The organism is Tepidamorphus gemmatus, from assembly GCF_004346195.1.
GTDB lineage: Bacteria > Pseudomonadota > Alphaproteobacteria > Rhizobiales > Tepidamorphaceae > Tepidamorphus > Tepidamorphus gemmatus.
The window spans coordinates 102,236-124,394 of record NZ_SMAK01000003.1; the positions used below are offsets into that span (position 1 = coordinate 102,236).

Sequence of the window (22,159 nt, forward strand, 5' to 3'; positions counted from 1 at the left end):
GCGTGGCGCAACGCGTCTCCAACAAGGTTTCCCGACGCGTCCGGGCGTCCCGCCCGGTCCGGGAACCGGCCGGCCTGGCCGCGCGGCGCATTGCGGTCGACATCGTTGCCGACACGCTCGCCGGGCGGCAGGCGCTCGACGCGGCGATAGACGCCGAGCACGGGCACGCCGGCCTCGCCGGGCTGGAGACGCGCGACCGCGGCTTCGTCAAGGCGCTGGTGACCGGCACGTTCCGCCGGCGCGGGCAGATTCTCGACGCGCTGGCGCGGTACCTCGATCGGCCGCTGCCGAGATCGGCCGGACGCACCGGCGCGATCCTCGAAGTCGCCGCCTTTCAGATCCTGTTCCTTGACACGGCCGCCCATGCCGCCGTCGACACCGCCGTGACGCTTGCCGCGGAGGATCGTTCGGCCCGGCATTTCAAGGGCCTTGTCAATGCCGTCCTGCGCCGGCTGGCCACTGCCCGCGCTGATGTCCTGGCGCTCCAGGATCCAGTCGCCCTGAACACCCCAGCCTGGCTCGCCAGCCGCTGGCAGACGGCCTACGGCGAGGCGACGGCCCGGGCCATCGCCGCCATCCATCTCGAGGAGCCGCCGCTCGACCTCACGGTCCGCGGCGACGCCGCGGACTGGGCCGCGCGGCTCGGCGGCTCGCTGCTGCCGACCGGCACGGTCCGGCTTTCCCGGGCCGGCGAGGTCGGCGCGCTGGCGGGCTACGCCGAGGGGGCCTGGTGGATCCAAGATGCTGCGGCCGCCCTGCCCGCCAGACTGCTCGGCGATGTCTCCGGGATGCGGGTCGCCGACCTGTGCGCGGCACCGGGCGGCAAGACCGCGCAGCTTGCCGCGGCCGGCGCGCGCGTCGTCGCGCTCGACCGCTCGGTCGGCCGTCTGGAACGGCTGAAGGCCAATCTGCGTCGGCTCGGACTCGCCGCGGAGACGGTGGTGGCAGACGCGACGGCCTGGCAGACCACCGAGCCGTTCGACGCGGTGCTGCTTGACGCACCCTGTTCGGCGACCGGGACGCTGCGCCGCCATCCCGATATCGCCTGGACGCGCCGCGATGGCGAGATCGCCCGCCTCGCCGGACTGCAGGCACGGCTGCTCGATCGGGCAGCCGCGCTGCTGAGGCCGGGCGGCGTGCTGGTCTACGCGACCTGCTCGCTCGAACCGGAAGAAGGCGAGGCCCAGGTCGCCGCGCTGCTGACGCGGGACGCGTCGCTGATCCGCCGGCCCGTGCAGCCGGGCGAAATTCCGGGGCTGGAGGGCCTGCTGACGCCGGCCGGCGACCTGCGCACGCTTCCGTGCGGGCCAGCAGACGGCCGCTTTCCCGGCGGACTCGACGGCTTCTACGCCGCGCGGCTCGTGCGCCCTGGCTGACCGCCGCCGCAGAACGGTTAGAAGTAGTAAGCATTTGAGGCTATTTTGCCCCACTGCCGCTCCTGCCCCCGGCGAGGCGACAGGGCGGCCGCAGCGAGGAGGAGGATGCGCCACGCCAATGGCCGGCATTGCACTGGGTGACCGCCTGCGGATCAGTGCCATTCTCACCGCGCATCAGTTGCGCGCGCTTGCCGCCGCTGCCTATTCCAGTCCGCTCTATCGCTGGCGTCTGTCGGGCGGCGCCTCGGACCGGCTGCTGATTGCCCCGCAGGATTTGCGGACCGCCGACCCGACGATGGCGATCGACATCTATCACGGCCGCTTCTCGCTGGCCGGATCGGTGGCCGAGACCGCGGGCGAATCACCCTTCGCGCTGAAGCCGCCGAACGTCGAATGGCATCGGGCCCTGCACGGTTTCGGCTGGCTGCGCGATCTGCGCGCCGCCGATACCGAACTGGCGCGGATCCAGGCCCGCGCACTGATCAGCGACTGGATGTCGCTGTATGGAAGCTGGGATGCCGGGGTGTGGGATCCCGTGGTCACAGCGCGGCGGCTCATCTCCTGGTTCAGCCATTCCCCGCTGGTGCTGAAGGGTGCCGATCACGCGTTCTACCGCCGGTTCATGCGCTCGATCTCGCGGCAGACACGCCATCTTGCGCGCGCCGGCAGCGAGGCGCCGGACGGGGCGCCGAAGCTGCTGGCCGCGATCGCGCTCTGCTATGCCGGACTGTGCATGCACAACCGTCAGCGGCTGCTCCGCCAGGCCTCGCGCTGGCTTGCGGACGAGCTCGCCCGCCAGATCCTTCCCGATGGCGGACATATCAGCCGCAACCCGGAGGTGCTGATCGACCTACTGCTCGACCTGTTGCCGCTGCGCCAGACCTTCGCTGCCCGCGACGTTGCGCCGCCGCCAGCGCTGACATCGGCGATCGACCGGATGATGCCGATGCTGCGTTTCTTCCGGCACGGCGACGGCACGCTTGCCCACTTCAACGGCATGGGGCCGACCTATCCGGATGTCATGGCGACCCTACTGGCCTACGACGATGCGCGCGGCAGGCCGGTCTCCGGCGCGCCGCATTCCGGCTACCAGCGGATCGAGGCCGGCGACGTGGTCGTGCTGATCGACACCGGCCCGCCGCCGCCGCCCAGGCTGAGCCGCGAGGCGCATGCCGGCTGCCTGTCCTTCGAGATGTCGGCGGGCCTCGAACGAATCATCGTCAACTGCGGCGTCCCGCCGTTCGGCAGCCGGCGATGGCGAACCGTGTCGCGGTCCACCGCCGCCCATTCGACGGCGACGCTCGACGACACCTCGTCCTGCCGGTTCGCCTCCGCCGCGATCGTCGTCGACCGGCTCGGACCGATCATCCTGTCGGGGCCGCGCCACGTGCCGGTCGAGCGGCGCGACGAGGAGATCGTCAGCGTTGTGGCGAGCCACGACGGCTATCGTGGCGATTTCGGCATCCAGCACGAACGGCGCCTGACGGTCAGTGCCGACGGCGACCGCATCGAGGGCGAGGACATCTTCTCGGCGATCGGAGGCCGCGCCACGGCCGATCCGACCTACGCGGTCCGCTTCCACCTGCACCCGCAGGTGCGGGCCAGCCGAACCCGGGACGGCACGCATGTCGTGCTCGCGCTGCCCAGTGGCTCGGCCTGGGAATTCTTCGCCGGTGGCGCCGAGATCAGCATCGAGGAGAGCGTCTATCTCGGCGGGGTCGAGGGTCCGCGCCGCAGCGAACAGATCGTCGTGCACGGCCGCTGCCGGCATGTGCCTCGGGTGAGCTGGCGACTGCGGCGCATCGAGCGCCAGACGCGACGGCGCCGCGACAGCGCGCCCGGCGAGGACGAACTGCCGTTCGGCGCGCCGGAGACCGACGCGCAGGACGTCGCACCGTCCGAGAGCGGCACGGGCGAGCTTGCCGGGTGACCGGACCGTGCCGCCGTGCTAAGCGGCGCGCACAGTCTCCATTGCTCCGGATGCCGCCGATGACCGATCCCGTCCCTGTCCGCCGTGCTCTCGTCTCGGTTTCCGACAAGACCGGCATCGTCGATTTCGCCCGCGCGCTGGCTGGCCAGGGAATCGAGATCCTGTCGACCGGCGGGACGGCCCTCGTGCTGAAGGAGGCCGGGCTCGCCGTGACTGACGTCGCCACCGTGACCGGCTTTCCCGAGATGCTCGACGGTCGTGTGAAGACGCTGCATCCGCGTGTGCATGGCGGCCTGCTGGCCGACCGTGCCAAGCCCGGCCACATGGCCGCGCTCGCGGCGCACGGCATTGCGCCGATCGACCTTCTCGCGATCAACCTCTATCCCTTCGAGGCAACGCTCGCCCGCGGCGCCGCGTTCGACGAGTGCATCGAGAACATCGACATCGGCGGACCGGCGATGATCCGTGCTGCCGCCAAGAACCACGCCTCGGTCGCCGTGCTGGTCGACCCGGCCGACTATGCCGGGGTGATCGCCGAGATCGCCGCGGGCGGCACGCGGGCCGAAACGCGCCGCCGCCTCGCCGCGAAGGCCTTTGCCCGCACCGCTGCCTATGACGCGGCGATCTCGCGGTGGTTCGCCGCCGAGGTCGGCGAGGCCACGCCGACCTGGATCAGCTTCGCCGGCACGCTCATCGAGGAGCTGCGCTACGGCGAGAACCCGCACCAGCGGGCAGCATTCTACCGCTGCGCCGACGCCCGGACCGGCGTCGCCACCGCCCGGCAACTGCAGGGCAAGGCGCTGTCCTACAACAACATCAACGATACCGATGCCGCGCTTGAGCTGGTCGCCGAGTTCGATCCGGCGGTCAGCGCCGCCGTGGCGATCATCAAGCACGCCAATCCGTGCGGCGTCGCGGTCGGCCCGTCGCTCAAGGACGCCTATACCAAGGCGCTGCGCTGCGACCCTGTCTCCGCCTTCGGCGGCGTCGTCGCGTTGAACCGCGCGCTGGATGCGGAGGCGGCACGGGCGATCGTCGAGATCTTCACCGAGGTGATCGTCGCCCCCGAGGCGACACCGGAGGCGATCGAGATCGTCGCCGCGCGGAAGAATCTGCGGCTGCTGGTCACCGGCGGGCTGCCGGACCCGGCCGCGCCCGGCCTTGCCGTCCGCTCGGTCGCCGGCGGGTTGCTGGTGCAGTCGCGCGATGCCGGGCGGCTGGAACTCGGCGCGTTGAAGGTCGTCACCAGGCGCGCGCCCAGCGAGCGCGAACTGTCCGATCTGCTGTTCGCCTGGCGGGTGGCCAAGCACGTCAAGTCGAACGCCATCGTCTATGCGAAGGACGGCGCCACCGCCGGCATCGGCGCCGGCCAGATGAGCCGCGTCGATTCGGCCCGGATCGCCGCTCTGAAATCGGCGGAGGCGGCCGAGGCGGCCGGGCTTGCCCGACCGCTCGCGGAAGGCTCCGTGGTCGCCTCCGACGCCTTCTTCCCGTTTGCGGATGGCCTGATCGCCGCCGCTGCCGCCGGCGCCACCGCGGTGATCCAGCCCGGCGGTTCGATGCGCGACGAGGAGGTGATCGCGGCAGCCGACGAGAAGGGCCTTGCCATGGTGTTCACCGGCATGCGCCACTTCCGCCACTGACAGCAGGGAGCGGATTGGCCATGCGCTGGCGGCGGGCAGCGGGATGGACTGCAGGTGTGCTGGCGGTGATCCTCGCGGCCGGCGGCATCTTCGTGTGGCTGAGCCTGAACGGCAGCCTTACCCGGAAATACACACCCGAGGCGCTGATCGCGCTGCTCGCCCCGCACATCGTCGTGGTCAAGCCCGAGGGCGACGGGCCGTTCCCCGCGGTGCTGATGTACAGTGGCTGCGAGGGGCTATGGGACGGCGCGCAGCGCCGCCCGCTGATGGGCATCTATGCCGACATTGCCGTCAGCGAGGGGGTCGTTGCGATCATCGTCGACAGCCTCAAGCCGCGCGGCATCGATTCGTCGCAAGCCTACCGTCTGGTCTGTCCGGGGCTGGCGGTACGCGGCGCGGCGCGGGCCGGCGACGTCGCGGTGACGATTGCGTGGGCGCGGGCGCTTCCCTTCGTCAACCCCGAGAAGATCGCGCTCGCCGGCTGGAGTCATGGCGGCTGGGCGATCATGGACATGCTGGCGATGCGACCCGACAGCGAGACGCCGCAGAGCCTCACCGCCTGGCCGGACGACACCTTCGCCGGCCTGCGCGGCATGTTCCTCGTCTATCCCTATTGCGGCTTTCCGGCGCTGGCGCCCTGGCGCGGCTTCGCCGAGCCGCTGCCCGCCTGGGCAATCCACGGCACCGACGACGCGACCGCCGATCCCGCGCCCTGCGACCGGGCCTACGGCCATCTCGTCGCAGCCGGCGTGCCCGTCGCGGTCGAGGTCGTCGAGGGGGCGACACATGCCTTCGATCGCCCCGATGTGCTGCCAGGCTCGTCCTCCAAATACGACCCGGCCTTCGCCGCGATCGCCCACGACCAGTTCCGCCGCTTCCTGCGCGAGGTGCTGCTCGCGCCGTGGCAATAGAGCGTGATCGGGTGACGTGGGTTCCGCTTCACCGGTTCGCTCCCGTGGCGAAACGGGGAGCCAGGCTCGGATCGCTTCAATCTGACGCGATCCGACCGCGGTCGCGCCGCGCTCACTCCCCGGCCAGATCGTTGAACAGGCTGGCGGCGACCGCCAGCCGCGACAGCGTCATCTCGCCGCGGCGGATGTCGTCGAGCATCGGCTCGATCCGCGACAGCATCTCGCGCCGGCTGTGCCGCCAGGCCTCGAGCGCTGCCCGGCCGCTCTTGCCCGTCGCGAGGATCTCCCCGACCAGCCGGCGCTGCGCCTGCGAGATCAGGCCGAGCGTACGGTTGAGCGCCATCCGGTCGTAGTAGTCGGCAAGGTCGAGGTGGCGGCTGGCCTCCATCAGCTGCTGCACGCCGAGCTCGGAGGCGAACGCGAAGAATGTCTCCGCAACGGCGGTGAGCTTGCTGCCCGTGCGGTCGGCGACCAGGATGATGTCCGGCGCCCGGGTCATCCAGGGTGCTCCGGCGATACGCCGCGCCAGATCCCCCGGCAGGCCGGCCGCCATCAATTCCGCTGCCCGCGCCTCGATCGCCTCGGCGTCCTCCCGCACCACGAGGCGCCCCAGTTCCCGCGCGAGCGCCTGCGTGCCGCTGCGGTAATGCTCGATGACGTCGGCAAGCCCGTGCGTCAGATCCACATTGCGCAGGAACCATGAGGTGGCGCGCAGCAGGATGTCCTGCAGCGCGGCGTAGAGGTCGAGCTGCAGTGCGCCCGGAATGCGGTTGTCGAGGGCATCTATCTCGCTGTTCAGTTCGGTCAGCGAGAAGGCGTTGCGTGCCGCGGCGAATGCTGCGGCGATCGCCGGCACGCCGGCGCCCGTCTCGTCGGCGAGGCGCACCAACATGGTCGGTCCGCAGCGGTTGATCATCGAATTGGCGAGCATCGTCGAGATGATCTCGCGCCTGAGCCGGTGGCCGGCGATCGCATCGGGAAAGCGCTCGCACAGCTGCTCGGGGAAGTAGCGCATCAGTTCGCGGCCGAGATAGGGATCGTCCGGAACGTCGCTGGCCAGGAGGCGCGAATAGAGGTCGATCTTGGCGTAGGCGAGCAGCACCGCCAGTTCCGGCCGGGTCAGCGGCTGCTTGCGCTCGGCGCGGGCGCGCAGCTCGGCATCGTCCGGCAGCGTCTCGACCACGCGGTCGAGGGCGCGGTCGCGTTCCAGTTCGCGCATCAGCCGCTGCTGGAAGTCGATCTCCGCAAGCCCGCGGCGTTCGGCCAGCGACAGGGCGAGCGTCTGCAGGTAGTTGTTGCGCAGCACCAGCGCCGCCACCGAATCGGTCATCTCGGCGAGCAGCCGGTTGCGGCCGGCGAGATCCAGTGCGCCGGATCTGACCACCGTACCCAGCGCGATCTTGATGTTGACCTCGACGTCGGAGGTATTGACGCCCGCGGAATTGTCGATCGCATCGGTATTGATCCTGCCGCCCGCCAGCGCGAACTCGATGCGGCCGCGCTGCGTGACGCCGAGATTGGCCCCTTCCCCGACGACCTTCGCCCGCAGCTCGCGGGCCGCGACCCGGACCGCATCGTTGGCGCGGTCGCCGACCTGATCGTCGCTCTCGTCGGAGGCGCGCACATAGGTTCCGATGCCGCCGAACCACAGCAGGTCGACCTCGGCCCTGAGGATCGCCGAGATGATGTCGTTCGGCGTCGCGGACCTGCGCGACAGCTTCAAGAGCTCCTGCATCTCCGGCGTGAGGGCGATGGCCTTGTCCTGGCGCGAGAACACCCCGCCGCCGGGCGAGATCAGCTCGCGCGAATAGTCCTGCCAGCTCGAGCGCGGCAGCTCGAACAGCCGCTTGCGCTCGGCGAAGGAGACCGCCGGATCGGGATTGGGATCAATGAAGATGTCGCGGTGGTCGAAGGCGGCCACCAGGCGGATCTGCTGCGACAGCAACATGCCGTTGCCGAACACGTCGCCCGACATGTCGCCGACGCCCGCGACGGTGAACGGCGTCGTCTGGATGTCGATGTCCATCTCACGGAAGTGGCGCTTCACCGCCTCCCAGGCGCCGCGCGCCGTGATGCCCATCTTCTTGTGGTCGTAGCCGGCCGATCCGCCCGAGGCAAAGGCATCGCCCAGCCAGAAGTCGCGCGATTCCGAGATCGCGTTGGCAATGTCGGAGAAGGTGGCCGTGCCCTTGTCCGCCGCGACCACCAGATAGGGATCGTCATCGTCGTGGCGCACGGTCGCCGGCGGCGGCAGCACCTGCGCCTCCGACAGGTTGTCGGTCACGTCGAGCAGGCTGCCGACGAAGATCCGGTAGCAGGCGATCCCTTCCTCCAGAACCGCCTCGCGGCCGCTCGCCGGGAGGCTGGCCGGGACGAAGCCGCCCTTGGCGCCAACCGGCACGATCACCGCGTTCTTGACCTGCTGCGCCTTGACCAGGCCCAGCACCTCGGTACGGAAATCCTGCGGCCGGTCCGACCACCTGAGGCCGCCGCGGGCGATCTTGCCGAAGCGCAGATGCACCCCCTGGACGCGCGGCGAATAGACGAAGATCTCCGCAAAAGGCCGCGGTTCCGGCAGATCGTCGATCTGCCGGCTGGCGAGTTTCAGGGCGAGCGCCGGCTTCGGCTCGCCATGCACATCGGTCTGGTAGAAGTTGGTCCGCAGCGTCGCGCGGATCAGGGTCATGAAGGCGCGGATGATGCGGTCCTCGTCGAGACTGGGAACGGCCTCCAGCGCCGCCTCGATCCGGGCTGCGATCGCCGCCTCGGCCTCGCTGCGGGCCGCCGGCTCGCGGCCATCCGGCTGGAACCGGCAGGCGAACAGCTCGAACAGCATGGCCGCGATGTCGGGATGGCGCTGCAGGGTGCGCCACATGTAGTCCTGGCTGTAGGGGACCCGGGCCTGCTGCAGATAGCGCGAATAGGCCCGCAGCACCGAGATCGGCCGCCACTCGAGCCCGCAGCGCAGGACCAGCGCGTTGTAGCCGTCGCTCTCGGCGCGCCCCTGGATGACCGCCAGGAACGCGTTCTCGAGCGGACCGTGCAGGCTCTCGCGGTCGAAGGCCGCTCCGTCGGACCGGGCAAGCGCCATGTCGTGCAGCCAGATCCGGGCCGGCTCCTCCGGACCGGGCCGATCGATGCGGAATGTCCGCTCGTTGATGACCCGGAAGCCCATGTTCTCGAGGATGGGCACCCGTTCCGACAGCGGCAGCGGGCGCCCGAGGCTGAACAGCTTCAGCCCCAGCCGCTCTGGCCGGTCGATGTCGGCCCGGTAGAAGTCGATGGCCAGGTTGTCCTGTCCGACCAGGCGTTCGACGATGTCGATGTCGTGAACCGCCACCTCGGCCGGATACTGGTTCTGGTAGCCGCCCGAGAAGGCGTCGCGATAGCGCTGGAACAGTTCGGTTGCGCGGAACTCGTCGTGCTGATGGACGAGCGCCGCCTTGAGGTTGTCGGTCCAGGTGCGGACGATGCGCGCCACCTCCGCCTCGAGGCGGCTCGTATCGGGCTGCGGGGTGGTGCCCTCGTAGCGACCGATGATGAAGTGGACGCGGGCGAGGGGGCCTTCCGGATAGTAGGGATAGAAGGCCGAGACACGACCCTCGAAGGCCTGTGCAAGCAGGTTGCCGATGGCGATCCGCGCGTCGGTATTGAAGCGGTCGCGCGGCACGTAGACCAGCACCGAGACGAAGCGGTCGAACTTGTCGGCCCGCCACAGCACCCGGATTCGCGGTCGCTCGCCGAGCTGCAGGATCGACACCACCCAGCTCTGCAGCGTCTCCTGGTCGATCTGGAACAGTTCGTCGCGCGGAAAGGTTTCCAGCACGTTGAGCAGTGCCTTGCCGCTGTGACTGTCCGGATCGAAGCCGAGCCGCTCCATCACCAGGTCGACCCGGCGCCGCAGATAGGGGATCGAACGCACCCCACGCGTGTAGGCCGAGGCGGTGAACAGGCCGACGACCCTGAGCTCGCCGGTCAGGATGCCATTTCCGTCGAAGGTCTTGACGCCGATATAGTCGAGGTGGACGCGCCGGTGCACCGGCGACTTGACATTCGCCTTGGTGACGATCAGCGGAACCGGCTGCATCAGGAACTCGCGCAGTTCCGGCGTGTAGGCGACAAATTCGCGGCCGCGCCTGAGCACCATCACGTCGGGATCGCGCAGCAGGCCGAGACCGGCGCCCTCGGAACTGGCGATGCGCTCCAGCTTGCCGTCGGCAAGCCCGCCGACGAAGGCATATTCGCGCATGCCGAGAAAGGTGAAGTTGTCGTCGCAGATCCACTCGAGGAAGCTGATCGCCTCGGCGATTTCCTCGGTTGGGATTGGCGGGGGATTGTTGCGATAGCCCTCGATCTCGGCCCGCAGGCGGGCGAGCATCGGCTGCCAGTCGCTGACGGCCATCCGCACCGCATCGTCGACACGGCCGAGCGCCGCCGCGGTCTGCCGGCGTTCGAGATCGCTGTCGATCCGCCCCACATGGATGTGGATCAGGCTTTCGCGGATGATCCCCTCGCCCTTGGCCGAGCGTCCGAGGAACGCGGTCCGCCGCCCCTTCGCATCCCGCCTCACCGAGACGATCGGATGCAGCACCAGCCGCACCTCGTAGCCGCGCTCCTGCAGCTCGGCCATCGCCGAATCGAGCAGGAAAGGCATGTTGTCGTTCACCAGCTCGACGATGGTGACGGTTGCCAGGGCGCTGTCGCCGCCCGCCTCCGTCAGCTCGGGGTTGATGACGCGGATCTTCTGCTGACCCGGCGTTCGCGTGGCGCTGAACCGCCAGGCGCTGTCGGCCAGGCGGGCCAGATCGGCCGGCGTGTAGACCACCAGATCCTCGAACGCCCCGTCCGCGAACAGGCAGCGCACGAAGTCGCCCAGCTCGCCCTTGCGGCTCCTGGCCGGCAGCGCCTTGATCGCCGCATCGATCAACGCGTCGCGGCGATCTTGATCTCGTTGCGGCATCAGCCCCCTCCCGTCAATCGTTCGGACCGTCCTTATGATTCCCGGGAGTTTCGGACACTTTGTGAACGGTGTCGACGTTGCGGCGGCTATTGGCGGTTGCTGCGTCGGCAGACATCGACGAAGGCCCGCGCCGTCGCCCTGATTGCCGGCAGCGGACAGCCGCCGTCGGACGGACAGGCACGCATGTAGGCCCAGTGCGTCACCTGCACGGTGTCGCCGGTGGTCATCTGCAGTTCCATCGCCCAGGCACCGCCGCGCCTGCGCATCGTGCCGACGCCGGTGACGCGCTCGCGGTCGGTGTCGTCCATGGCGGCGAAGGACAGGTTCAGCGTGCCTTCGGGTGTCACAGAGCCCACCAGCCGGTTGCAGGTCGGATCGTCGTCGTCGGGCGCAACCCGCCGCGGCGCGCCGGGCGCGGCGAACTGGACACGCGAGACGCCCCAAAAATAACCGTCGCGGTAGCCGTCGATGACGTAGACGGTCTGATCCCTGAGCGGAATCACGGCGGGATTGTCCGCAGACGTCATGATTGCGAGCAGGTTGGCGGTCGGCACGTACCAGACGGTCCCCTCGAGCCATGACCAGCGCCTTGGCGTCGGCGCCGACTCCGGTTCGTCGGCGACCGCCCCGCCGGTATGGGCCGCGACAAGCCCGGCCAGTATCGTCGCGGCCAGTCGACGGAATTTCGGCATTGCATTTCCCCCTTGATTCGGTTGCCCTCGTCGCTCGTGATAGCAGCCGCGGACCGCGTTCGGCACGTCCGGTTGCCGGCGTCCCGGATGCGATCAAGAATAATCATCTGGTGGAGACGACATGGCGGATGGACAGGTGGCCACGGATCGGCCGATCGCATTGAACCTGCCGGGCGAGGGTGAGCTGACCGAGCGGCAGCGCGCCTATTTCGACAAGTGCATCGAGAAGCTCGGCATGGTGCCGAACGTCTTGCGCGCCTATGCCTTCAATCCCGACAAGCTCGACGCCTTCATCCGGATGTACAACGACGTGATGCTCGCGGAGTCAGGGCTGTCCAAGCTCGAGCGCGAGATGATCGCGGTGGTCGTTTCGAGCGTCAATCGCTGCTACTATTGCCTGACTGCTCATGGCGCTGCGGTCCGGCAGTATTCGGGCAATCCGGAACTGGGCGAGCAACTGGTGATGAACTACCGCGCCGCCGATCTCGCGCCGCGCCAGCGCGCCATGCTCGACTTCGCCTGGAACCTCACCGAGCGGCCCTGGGAGATCGATGAGCCTGACCGCGCGGCGCTGCGGCAGGCCGGCTTCAGCGACCGCGACATCTGGGACATCGCCGCCGTGGTCGGCTTCTTCAACATGTCGAACCGGATCGCCACCGCGACCGACATGCGGCCGAACCGCGAATATCACGGCCAGCATCGCTGAGCGGCCGCGGCACGGGGTGGCACCCGCCGCCCCATCCGATCGCGTCTGCGCGCCCGATCATGAAACACGCCCAATCATGAAACTATTGCATCCCGTCATTACCAATCGTGAAACATGCGGGACATCAAATGCTCGTAGGAACCATTGCGTAGGCGACGATGTTAACCACATCCCTGGTAGGGGTTGACGACCGAAACGCAACGTTCGACATTTGTTCACATGAGCGCGCCGTTCCGCATCCTCGATTCGGACCCATTCGTACCCTCCGTCCTGGACGGGATGCCGTTCGCCGCGGAGTTCCGCTACTGGACCGGCGGCAGCGGCGAGCGCTACCTGACGCGCGCCTTTCCGCTGGAGCTGGCGGCGGAATTCCCCGGTGCGCCGGTAGTGCTGGCGGCCGTGGACGAGGAGGGCCGGCGCGAGGCGCTGTGGATCGGCATCGCCGCCGGTCGACAGTTCGACGCCGCGCTGGCGGCAGCGCGATCGGCGGGGGCCACCGAAGCCCATGTCCACCTGCTGGCACGCGGCGCGGTTGCCCGGGTTGAGGTGTTGCGCGATCTGCGCGCTGCCGCCCATCCGCGCGCATCAGCCCGGCGTCCCGATGGCGCGCGCGTTGTCGCGCGCGCCGCGTAGTGCCCGGGCGACGACCGCGAGCCTGCGGTCCACGACCCCGATCTCCTCGATATGCGCCAACGTGTTGAGCACGTACTCGACATTCGGACCGGATTGTCCGCATCCCTGCAGAACGAATTCGACCTGCCGCTCCACCGGCAGCAGGCCGGCGTACTGGGGGTGGTTGCGGTCGACGATGTAGCAGACCGCCTGCACCACGCGGCGCGTGCCGTCGCACAGCTCGACCGGCCGGACCACCTCGCGGTAGACCATGGTCACCTGTTCGCGGGCGCGCAGATAGGCGAGCGTCTCGGCACGCCTTTCCTCGGCGACGCGGAAGCACACTCCCCGGCACGAGCCGCCCCGGTCGAGACCGAGCACGAGTCCCGGCCGGTCCGGCGTGCCGCGATGGACATGGCTGTAGACGCACAGGGCCCGGTGCAGCCCGTGCAGGCGGCCCGGAACCCGCTCGACATGCTCGAAGCCGGGCCGCCACATCAGCGAGCCGTAGCCGAAGACCCAGAGATCGCTCATAATCCGGCGTGTCGTCCTGCCGCCGTGCGCGTCGGCGGCCCATCCTTCGTCCAGGCAGCCTGCCCTACCAGCGCCGTCATCGCTTGGCAATGATCGCCCCAGCCACGATCGGCCGTCCGCTTCCGGAGCCCCACCCCGTCCATGACCGAAGACCCGACCCCGACAGCGCCGGACGGCGCGCCCCGCAGCCGCGAACGCCTCGGCCGCCCGCCGCGCTTTCTCGTGATCATCGCCGGTCTCGTCCTGCTCGCCGTCGCCGGCTGGAGCGCGGTCTGGTATGTCGGAACGCGCAAGGCCGATGACCTCCTCGCGGCCTGGCTCGATTCGGAAGCCGCCAAGGGGCGCACCTACCGCTGTGGCGAACGCTCGGTCGGCGGCTATCCGTTCCGGGTCACGGCGACCTGCGCCTCGCCGCAGCTCGACATTGCCGATTCCGGTCCGCGCCTGCGTCTGGCTGCCGAGGGCTTCCGCGCGGTGGCGCAGGTCTGGAACCTCACCCATGTCATCTTCGAGATCGACGGCCCCGTGCGGATCGGCGTCGGCGGCGACGATACCGGCCCGGACGCGCTGCTCGATGCCGACTGGCAGGTGCTGCAGGGCTCGGTGCGGGCGCCGGGGGGCCAGATCCGCCGCATCGACGTGGTTGCCCGCGACATCGCCGCGACGCCCGAGGCGCCGGCCTATCCCGGCGGACCGGCGATGCGGCTGAGCGCGCGCGAGCTGCAGCTGCACGGGCGGCGTGCCGACGCGGCGGACGGCAGCAACGACATCGAGGCGGCGCTGACCCTCGACGGCCTGGTGGCTGCGAGAGCAGGCGCAGCCCCCTCCCAGCCCGTCGACATCGCCTTCGTCGGCCGGCTCGATGCGCTGCCCTATCCCGCGCCGCGCGAGCCCGCCGCCTTCCTCGCCGCCTGGCGCGACAATGGCGGCTCGATCGACGTCGCGCGGCTGAGCGCCCAGCAGGGTGGCGCCGAACTGCGGGCGGCCGGCCGGATCGCGCCGGATGCGGCGGGGCGGCCCGAGGGACGCGTGACGGTCAGTCTCGCCGGTGCCGGCTCCGTCGACAGCGGCACCTTCGGCGGTCTCGGCCCGATCGTCGGCATGGCGCTGCAGTTCGTCGGCAAGCCGACCGAGATCGACGGGCGGCCGGCGATCACCGGCGAGATCGACTTCCGCGACGGGCGCATGCTGATCGGCGGCGTGGCGATCGCCGAACTGCCGCCGCTGTTCTGAATGCCTGTTGCGGCAGCCGGTTCGAGACCCCTCCGGTACCGATCCGTCGGCCGGCCTCCTTAGACCTGCGGCGGGCGTCCTATCTGGCGGCGGGGTCCGGTTTGCCGGCACCCGGTGTCCGGCCGAAATCCGGCGCTTCCGTTTCCTGGCCCGCCTCGATGATGCCGCGACGGATGGCGCGGGTGCGGGTGAACAGGTCGAACAGCATGTCGCCGTCGCCCCAGCGGATCGCCCGCTGCAGCGCGGTGAGATCCTCCGAGAATCGCGCCAGCATTTCCAGCACCGCGTCGCGGTTGTGCAGGAACACGTCGCGCCACATGGTCGGATCGGAGGCTGCGATACGGGTGAAGTCGCGGAAGCCACCGGCCGAGAACTTCATCACCTCGGACTGCGTCACCTGTTCGAGATGCGCCGCCGTGCCGACGATGTTGTAGGCAATCAGGTGCGGCACGTGGCTGGTGATCGCCAGAACCATGTCGTGATGTTCCGGGCTCATCGTCTCGACATTGGCGCCGCAGCCGACCCAGAACCGCGTCACCGTTTCCACCGCCGCCTGATCGGTCTCCGGCAGCGGGGTGAGAAGCGTCCAGCGGTTGCGGAACAGCTCGGCAAAACCGGCATCGGGACCCGAATGCTCCGTCCCCGCCACCGGATGCGCCGGCACGAAATGCACGCCGTCAGGTATATGCGGCGCCATCTGGCGCACGACCGAGGTCTTCACCGAGCCGACATCGGAAACGATTGCGCCGGGCTTGAGGGCCGGCGCGATGGCCTCGGCCACCGTGCCGCTCGCCCCGACGGGAACCGAGACGATGACGAGGTCTGCTCCGCGCGCGGCGTCGGCCGGATCGCTCGCATAGCTGTCGCCGAGGCCGAGCTCGCGGGCGCGTGCCACGGTCTCCGGCCGCCGGCTCTGCACGGCGATATGCCGCGCCAGTCCCTGCTGGCGCACCACCCGCGCCAGCGACGACCCGATCAGCCCGATGCCGATCAGCGCCAGCCTGTCGACGATCGGATCAGCCATCGGTTCGACCGAGGAACTCGGCGAGAGTGTCGACCACGAGCCGGTTGGCCTCCTCGGTGCCGACCGTGATACGCAGGCAGGAGGCGAGACCATAGGCCTCCATGCGGCGGACATAGATGCCGCGCGAGATGAGGAAGGCGTCCGCGTCGGCCGCGCGTCTGCCGTCGGCGTCCGGGAACCCGACCAGGATGAAGTTGCCGACGCTCGGCGTCACCGTAAGGCCGAGGCCGGCGAGCCTGTCGCTCAGCCAGGGCAGCCACCGCTCGTTGTGCGCGACGGCCGCCTCGGTGAAGGCGGCATCCTGCAGCGCAGCGATGCCCGCGACCATCGCCGGATGGCTGACGTTGAAGGGCCCGCGCACCCGATTGAGCACGTCCGCCACCGCTTCCGGACAATACGCCCAGCCGAGCCGCAGCGCCGCCAGCCCGTGGATCTTCGAGAAGGTGCGCAGCATCACCACGTTGCGGGCATTTGCGACGAGGTCGATGCCGGCGCTGTAATCGTTGCGGCGGACATACTCCGCATAGGCGGCGTCGATGACGAGCAGGACCCGGCCGGGCAGCCCCGCATGCAGACGCTGCACCTCCTCATAGGGCAGGTAGGTGCCGGTCGGATTGTTGGGATTGGCGAGAAACACGATCCTGGTGCGCTCGCTCACCATCGCCAGGATCGCATCGACATCGGCCGTCAGTCCGCGCTCGGGGGCGACGACCGGCCGGCCGCCGGAGGCGAGCGTCGCGATCTTGTACATCAGGAAGCCGTGCTGGCTGTAGAGCGTTTCGTCGCCCGGCGACAGATAGGCATGGCAGAGCAGCCCGATCAGTTCGTCGGAACCCGCCCCACAGACGATCCGGGCCGGATTGAGCCCGTATTTCGCGCCGATCGCCTCGCGCAGCGCCGTGGCGGCTCCGTCCGGATAGTGCTGCAGATGATCGGCGGCGGCGCGGAACGCCTCGATCGCCTTCGGGCTGGCGCCGAGCGGCGTCTCGTTGGAGGAGAGCTTGAACAGCCGGCCGGCAACGGCCTTGCCGGATGATCCCGGCACATAGGCGCTGATGTCGAGGACGCCCGGCTTGGGCTCCGGCGTGGCGGCGGAATCCACCTGAAGGCTCATGCGAACTATCCGAAGGTCCAGTTGTAGGGGGCTGCGACGTTGCCGATCCAGGTGACGGTCCCGAACACGGCCGCGGCGGGGGCGAGCACAGAGTTGATCTCGGCCGGCGTCCTGTCGGAGGCGAGCAACGCCCCGGCCGGGCCGTAGCCGAGCAGAACGCCGAAGCTGTCCAGCACCGAGGCCGAGGTCTGCGCCGTCAGCGACACGGCGTAGACGCAGGCTTCGGTCGGGGCGTCGACGTCGGCCGGGCCGAGGATCAGGGCAGCGGGGAGGTCAAGACCGTCCATTGGCGGCAGGAAGGGCAGCGCGGCGATCACTTTCGCGCCGTGGCGGCCGGCCTCGGGCGCCGGCTCGCCGGTCAGGTCGATCTCCGCCCACCATCGCTCCTCGAGCGGCCCGTCGAGCACGACGACAGCCAGGTCAGTACCGGTGCGCGCCACCGTCGCCACGGCCTCGGCATCGGAGTCCGTGGCGACCAGCGGTGCGGAAAACCCGAAGGCATAGCGCAGCAGGTCGCGCACCCGCGGTTCCTCCGCTCGCGACGACAGCACGCGATACGGGGCCTGCAGCTGGGTGAAGGTGCCGATGATCTCGCGCCACAGATGCTCGACGATCGACAGCGGCAGCGGTCCGGCATGGCGATCCTGCAGCGCGCGCATCATCGCGGCCTCGCGTCCCGGCCGGAATGCCGCGCCGCGCTCGCCGAGCTTCTTGGCGGCGATGAGCTGTTCGATGACCTCGGCGCGGCGCATCAGCAGGCCGTGGATCTCGCTGTCGACGGCGTCGATCTGGCGACGCAGCGCGTCGAGGTCGGGAGTGGCGGGGGAAGAGGTGTTCATGCAGGTCCGCTGGCGAACAAGGACACGACGGAGCGGAATCCCACCCCGCGCCGCGGCCGGAGTCTTACGGGAGCGACTTGCCGAACGCAAAGAGAATCATCGACATGGCGCAGCGTTACGGCGTCCCCGCGCTCAGAATCGGACCGTCGCCGTGACGAACGACGTCGTGCCCTCGAATCGGTGGCGGGCATCCTGCTCCCAGTACATGCGCGCATTCGGCACGACCGCGCGGCCGGCCACCTCGGTCGCGAAGGCGAGTGCCGGACCGAGCGTCGCGCCGGGGCCGCTGTCGCCGGTGAGCTGGCGATAGGCATAGCCCGCAAGCCCGATCGACCAGCCATTGGCGAAGTGGTGGTCGGCAAGCCGTCAATTCGCTCGGCAACATCGCCGCCTTCGCCGGTCCGACGCTACCCGACGGCACCCGGATCGCCCGCGGCACGTCGTATCGCGTCGCGGGCGAGGAGTTCTCCTGCGGCGATCCGATGGTGCAGGCGATGATCGGCTGGATCCACGGTGCCTGGCACTGGAACCTGATCGCCCAGCTCTACCTGCCGTTCGGCGCCTATATCAACGGCAACCTGGTCGATATCGGCATCGATCACTGGTCGAGCGATCTCAGCGTTGCGGCGACCTACCTTGATCAGCACAACAGGCTTGAGATCTCGTTCTCGCCCGGCCTCACCTTCAACTGGGAGTCACCTTCAACTGGGAGAACGAGAGCACGCGGTACAGGACCGGGACCGAGTTCCACGGCGAGTTCGCCGTGCTCAAGCACTTCAATGAGACATGGGCGCTCGGGATCGCCGGCTACTACTATCACCAGATCACCGGTGACAGTGGCCCCGGCGCCAGGATCGGATTGTTCGAGGGCCGCGCCGTCGGGCTCGGACCGATCCTCACCCGCAACGTCACGGTTGACGGCAAGCAGGTGACGACCTCGACGCGCTGGCTGCACGGGTATTACGCGGTGAACCGAACCAGGGGCGACAGCGTGCTCCTCAGTATCGGGATCCCGATCCACGTCGGCGCCCCGCAGTTCCCGCGGACATGCGGGCACGCCGCGGGCGGCTCAGGAAGCCATTGACAGGACCAAAGCCGGACACCTACTAGGGGCGATCGGACCGGGAAGGATGAGCCCGGCGGGGCGAGACGTCCCCTGCCGGCCGGGGACGCCGGCGACCGGTGATCCAGCAGGGAGAGGCGCGTGACCAGCCGCACCGCGGCCTATCGGCAGGTCGATAAGCCGGACAGCGAGGTTGTGCGCTTCGGCGTGGACGATCCCTTGCGGCTCGACTGCGGGGTCGACCTGGCGCCCCTCACGGTCGCCTATCAGACCTATGGGACGCTCAATGCTGAGCGCAGCAACGCGATCCTCGCCTGCCACGCGTTGACCGGCGACCAGCATGTCGCCAACCGGCATCCGGTCACCGGCAAGCCCGGATGGTGGGATCTGATGGTCGGACCTGGCAAGCCGATCGACACCAACCGCTTTTTCGTCATCTGCGCCAACGTGCTCGGCTCCTGCATGGGCACCACCGGCCCGAGCAGCATCGACCCCGCCACCGGTCAGGCCTATGGCCTGAACTTTCCGGTGGTGACCATCCGTGACATGGTGCGCGCCCAGGCCAAGCTGATCGACCATCTCGGCATCGAAACGCTGTTCTGCGTCGCCGGCGGTTCGATGGGCGGCATGCAGGTGCTGCAGTGGGCGGCGAGCTATCCGGACCGGGTGTTCTCGGCGATCCCGATCGCCACCGCGGCGCGCCATTCCTCGCAGAACATCGCCTTTCACGAGGTAGGCCGCCAAGCGGTGATGGCCGATCCGGACTGGCGTGGCGGCCGCTATCTCATCGAGGGCACCAGACCGAGCAAGGGGCTTGCCGTCGCGCGCATGGCCGCCCACATCACCTATCTGTCCGAGGAGGCGCTGCACCGCAAGTTCGGGCGCAATCTGCAGGATCGCGAGACGGTCACCTTCGGCTTCGATGCCGATTTCCAGATCGAAAGCTACCTGCGCCACCAGGGCATGACCTTCGTCGATCGGTTCGACGCCAACTCCTACCTCTATCTGACGCGCGCCATGGACTACTTCGATCTGGCAGCCGATTACGGCGGTACGCTCGCCAATGCGTTCCGCGACAGCCGGACCCGGTTCTGCGTCGTCTCGTTCACCTCCGACTGGCTGTTTCCGACCGAGGGCAATCGTCAGGTCGTGCATGCGCTGAACGCGGCGGGCGCCCGCGTCTCCTTCGTCGAGATCGAGACCGACCGCGGCCATGACGCCTTCCTGCTCGACGAACCGGAGATGTTCGCCGCGATCCGCGGGTTCCTGGAGTCCGCGGCCCGCGCGCGCGGTCTGGCCGCGCCGGTCGCCGTGCCATGACCGAGCATACCGATCCGGGCCAGCAGCAGACCAAGCGTGTCGACCTGCTGCTCGTCGCCGAGATGATCGCGCCGGGATCGCGTGTCCTCGACGTCGGCTGCGGCGACGGCACGCTATTGCGCATCCTCGAGAACCGCTACGGAATCGACGGCCGCGGCATCGAGCTCAGCCAGCGCGGCGTCAACGAATGTGTCGCCAAGGGCCTTGCGGTCGTCCAGGGCGATGCCGATCACGACCTCGATGACTATCCCGACAACGGGTTCGACTACGTCATCCTGAGCCAGACCGTGCAGGCGACCCGCAACCCCCGTGTGGTGCTCGGGCATCTTCTGCGCATCGGGCGGCGGGCAATCGTCTCGTTCCCGAACTTCGGTCACTGGCGGATGCGCTGGCAGCTCCTGTTCGAGGGGCGGATGCCCGTCACCGAGCACCTGCCGATGTCGTGGTACGACACACCCAACATCCACTTCTGCACGATCCGTGATTTCGTCAGTCTCGTGCACGATCTCGAAGCACGGATCGAGCGCACGATCGCCCTCGACTCGCGCGGGCGACGGCTGCCCGACAACGCGTCGCTGTCGCGCCTGAATATCTTCGGCGAACAGGCGATCTTCCTGCTGCGGCGCGGCGGCGAAGCGGACTGAGCCATCGGCGGCGGCCGATGCGCTCTGCCGGCAGCAACCGCGAGAGAACGTCCCCGGGAAGTGGACACGGGTGCTGAGTCAGGAACTGCGACGCCAACAAGCCGTCAGGGCGGAGTAGCTATGCCGTGAAGCGATCAACCGCTCGAGCACTCGGTGACGCCGACCGACCTGGTCCCCAGACACGGAATCGCCCGGGCCGGGACCCGGACGATTCCGCTGCAAGCAGGTCAGAGCCGACTATTCCTGCGCGGGTTGGGACGACTGGCTGCCCGCCGGCGTGCTGATCTGCGCCGTCTGGACAGGCGTCGAGACGGACACCGTGTGCCCGCTCGAACAGTTCGCGAACGCAGCGGCAGACGACATGGCCAGCGCGAAGGCGCCGACTCCTGCGAGGAGTTTGCGAGTCATGGAGCTCCCCTTTCGGTGGACGACGTCAGGATGAAACGCCGTTGGAGGAAAGGCTAGCATCCCGGGACCTCCGGTCAATGCGGACGGGTCTCACGAAGTCGTGACGGCGGCTCGCGGATGGGCCGCGCGATAGGCCTCGAGCAGCCGCGACTCATCCACGGCGGTGTAGACCTGCGTGGTCGACAGGCTGGCGTGGCCGAGCAGCTCCTGGATGGTTCTCAGATCGCTGCCAGCGTTGAGCAGATGCGTCGCGAACGAATGGCGCAGCGCGTGCGGCGTGGCACCGTCCGGCAGGCCGAGCGCGCTCCTGAGCTGCGCCATCCTGCGCTGCACGATGCGCGGATTGAGGGGCCCCCCGCGCGCGCCGACGAACAGCGGTCCGTCCGGCGCCAGCACGAACGGGCAGGCGGCGAGGTAGACGGCGACGGCATCCGCCACTTCCGGCAGCACCGGGACGAGCCGTGTCTTGCCGCCCTTGCCGGTGATGCGCAGCGTGCGTGCTCCTCCGGCCGCCGGCGCCTCGCCGCGGGTCAGCCCGAGCGCCTCGGAGATGCGCAGGCCGCAACCGTAGAGCAGCGCGAAAACCGCCGCATCGCGCGCCGCGATCCACGGCTGGTCCGCCACCCGATCGAGTTCGTCGCGCTCCACGACCCGGCGGGCCGCTTCCGCGGACAGCGCCCGCGGCAGCCGGTGGCGTCGCTTCGGACCGCGCACCACGGTCAGGGCGGAGGTGGTGGATCCGGTGTGCTTCTCCACGTGCCGGGAGAACGAGCGGATGGCCGCAAGCGCCCGCGACAGCGACGGCCCGGACAGACCGTCGCGGCGCCGGGCGGCAAGATAGGCGCGGATGTCGGTGGGCGACAGCGCCCTGAAGTCACCCAGCGAGGGCGGCCCGCCGAGATGATCGCGCAGGAACATGGTGAACTGTCTGAGATCGCGGCCATAGGCCTCGAGGGTACGGCGGGCAAGCCGGCGCCGGTCGGCGAGGCCATCGAGCCAGACCCGCACCGCGCCCCGGTAGTCGGGCTGTGCCATCAGCGGGCCGATCGGCTCGGTCTCGGGAGTGTCGGATCGGCTCGGACGATGCGGCATCGTGCACTCGCGGCATGGCAACCGCAGCCAGTCTGCGGAATGGACGCCAGTCTGGCAA

17 protein-coding genes and 2 pseudogenes are annotated in these 22,159 nt (G+C 69.3%); 11 read left to right on the plus strand and 8 right to left on the minus strand.

Features of this window, described 5'->3' with window-relative positions; all coding sequences use genetic code 11:
• Positions 1 to 2: 2 nt before the first annotated feature.
• The 4 genes from EDC22_RS05860 to EDC22_RS05875 all read left to right on the plus strand — a co-directional run bounded on the left by EDC22_RS05860 (position 3) and on the right by EDC22_RS05875 (position 5,860).
• The gene (locus tag EDC22_RS05860; RefSeq protein WP_132805702.1) at positions 3 to 1,376 is read left to right on the plus strand and encodes an RsmB/NOP family class I SAM-dependent RNA methyltransferase; all 1,374 of its coding nucleotides are present in this window, start codon (positions 3 to 5) and stop codon (positions 1,374 to 1,376) included.
• 118 nt (positions 1,377 to 1,494) lie between these two features.
• Entirely contained in the window at positions 1,495 to 3,306 is a 1,812-nt protein-coding gene (locus tag EDC22_RS05865) for a heparinase II/III family protein (RefSeq protein ID WP_132805703.1), read from the plus strand.
• A gap of 50 nt (positions 3,307 to 3,356) precedes the next feature.
• Positions 3,357 to 4,949, plus strand: a complete 1,593-nt coding sequence (gene purH, locus EDC22_RS05870; protein ID WP_132805704.1) for a bifunctional phosphoribosylaminoimidazolecarboxamide formyltransferase/IMP cyclohydrolase — start codon at positions 3,357 to 3,359, stop codon at positions 4,947 to 4,949.
• 20 nt (positions 4,950 to 4,969) lie between these two features.
• Positions 4,970 to 5,860 carry a dienelactone hydrolase family protein gene (locus tag EDC22_RS05875; RefSeq protein ID WP_132805705.1) on the plus strand — a complete coding sequence of 297 codons (891 nt, stop codon included), beginning with the start codon at positions 4,970 to 4,972 and terminating at the stop codon, positions 5,858 to 5,860.
• A gap of 112 nt (positions 5,861 to 5,972) precedes the next feature.
• On the opposite strand, the gene EDC22_RS05880 is transcribed toward EDC22_RS05875, so the two are convergent.
• Together EDC22_RS05880 and EDC22_RS05885 are read right to left on the minus strand one after the other, a co-directional pair.
• Positions 5,973 to 10,820 (minus strand): NAD-glutamate dehydrogenase, encoded by a 4,848-nt coding sequence (locus tag EDC22_RS05880; RefSeq protein ID WP_132805706.1) that lies wholly within the window; start codon positions 10,818 to 10,820, stop codon positions 5,973 to 5,975.
• 86 nt (positions 10,821 to 10,906) lie between these two features.
• Positions 10,907 to 11,512 carry a hypothetical protein gene (locus EDC22_RS05885; protein ID WP_132805707.1) on the minus strand — a complete coding sequence of 202 codons (606 nt, stop codon included), beginning with the start codon at positions 11,510 to 11,512 and terminating at the stop codon, positions 10,907 to 10,909.
• A gap of 136 nt (positions 11,513 to 11,648) precedes the next feature.
• Between EDC22_RS05885 and EDC22_RS05890 the strand changes: the two genes are divergently transcribed.
• The gene (locus EDC22_RS05890; RefSeq protein WP_425385513.1) at positions 11,649 to 12,218 is read left to right on the plus strand and encodes a peroxidase-related enzyme; all 570 of its coding nucleotides are present in this window, start codon (positions 11,649 to 11,651) and stop codon (positions 12,216 to 12,218) included.
• A 219-nt stretch (positions 12,219 to 12,437) separates the two neighbouring features.
• Positions 12,438 to 12,851 carry a hypothetical protein gene (locus tag EDC22_RS05895; protein ID WP_132805709.1) on the plus strand — a complete coding sequence of 138 codons (414 nt, stop codon included), beginning with the start codon at positions 12,438 to 12,440 and terminating at the stop codon, positions 12,849 to 12,851.
• Here the strand turns inward: EDC22_RS05895 and EDC22_RS05900 are convergent.
• Positions 12,804 to 13,364 carry a gamma-glutamylcyclotransferase gene (locus EDC22_RS05900; RefSeq protein ID WP_132805710.1) on the minus strand — a complete coding sequence of 187 codons (561 nt, stop codon included), beginning with the start codon at positions 13,362 to 13,364 and terminating at the stop codon, positions 12,804 to 12,806. The two genes, EDC22_RS05895 and EDC22_RS05900, sit on opposite strands and share 48 nt — an antisense overlap.
• 141 nt (positions 13,365 to 13,505) lie before the next feature.
• On the opposite strand from EDC22_RS05900, the gene EDC22_RS05905 reads away from it, so the two are divergent.
• Positions 13,506 to 14,597: a DUF2125 domain-containing protein gene (locus tag EDC22_RS05905; protein ID WP_132805711.1), complete on the plus strand. Its 1,092-nt coding sequence runs from the start codon at positions 13,506 to 13,508 to the stop codon at positions 14,595 to 14,597.
• Between the two features lie 79 nt (positions 14,598 to 14,676).
• Here the strand turns inward: EDC22_RS05905 and EDC22_RS05910 are convergent, their stop codons facing one another.
• From EDC22_RS05910 to EDC22_RS18290, 4 genes and pseudogenes are all read right to left on the minus strand, one after another.
• Entirely contained in the window at positions 14,677 to 15,621 is a 945-nt protein-coding gene (locus EDC22_RS05910; protein WP_132805712.1) for a prephenate/arogenate dehydrogenase family protein, read from the minus strand.
• Complete coding sequence (hisC, locus tag EDC22_RS05915) at positions 15,614 to 16,723, minus strand: histidinol-phosphate transaminase (RefSeq protein WP_132805985.1); 1,110 nt, start codon at positions 16,721 to 16,723, stop codon at positions 15,614 to 15,616. Before hisC ends, EDC22_RS05910 begins: the two co-directional genes overlap by 8 nt.
• Before the next feature lie 17 nt (positions 16,724 to 16,740).
• The gene (locus EDC22_RS05920) at positions 16,741 to 17,574 is read right to left on the minus strand and encodes a chorismate mutase (protein ID WP_132805713.1); all 834 of its coding nucleotides are present in this window, start codon (positions 17,572 to 17,574) and stop codon (positions 16,741 to 16,743) included.
• A gap of 132 nt (positions 17,575 to 17,706) precedes the next feature.
• Positions 17,707 to 17,922, minus strand: a pseudogene (locus EDC22_RS18290) (transporter); the annotation flags it as partial.
• A 146-nt stretch (positions 17,923 to 18,068) separates the two neighbouring features.
• On the opposite strand from EDC22_RS18290, the pseudogene EDC22_RS18295 reads away from it, so the two are divergent.
• From EDC22_RS18295 to metW, 4 genes and pseudogenes are all read left to right on the plus strand, one after another.
• Positions 18,069 to 18,179 (plus strand): annotated as a pseudogene (locus tag EDC22_RS18295) (transporter); the annotation flags it as partial.
• A gap of 83 nt (positions 18,180 to 18,262) precedes the next feature.
• A complete protein-coding gene (locus EDC22_RS05930; protein WP_281048279.1) occupies positions 18,263 to 18,658 on the plus strand; it encodes a transporter in 396 nt (131 codons plus the stop codon).
• 120 nt (positions 18,659 to 18,778) lie between these two features.
• On the plus strand, positions 18,779 to 19,957 hold the full coding sequence (metX, locus tag EDC22_RS05935) for a homoserine O-acetyltransferase MetX (RefSeq protein WP_132805715.1): 1,179 nt from the start codon (positions 18,779 to 18,781) through the stop codon (positions 19,955 to 19,957).
• Complete coding sequence (metW, locus tag EDC22_RS05940) at positions 19,954 to 20,601, plus strand: methionine biosynthesis protein MetW (protein ID WP_132805716.1); 648 nt, start codon at positions 19,954 to 19,956, stop codon at positions 20,599 to 20,601. The genes metX and metW overlap by 4 nt, the downstream gene beginning before the upstream one ends.
• Before the next feature lie 498 nt (positions 20,602 to 21,099).
• Here metW and EDC22_RS05945 read toward each other — a convergent pair whose 3' ends face one another.
• Positions 21,100 to 22,101 carry a tyrosine recombinase XerC gene (locus EDC22_RS05945; RefSeq protein WP_281048277.1) on the minus strand — a complete coding sequence of 334 codons (1,002 nt, stop codon included), beginning with the start codon at positions 22,099 to 22,101 and terminating at the stop codon, positions 21,100 to 21,102.
• Positions 22,102 to 22,159 lie beyond the last annotated feature (58 nt).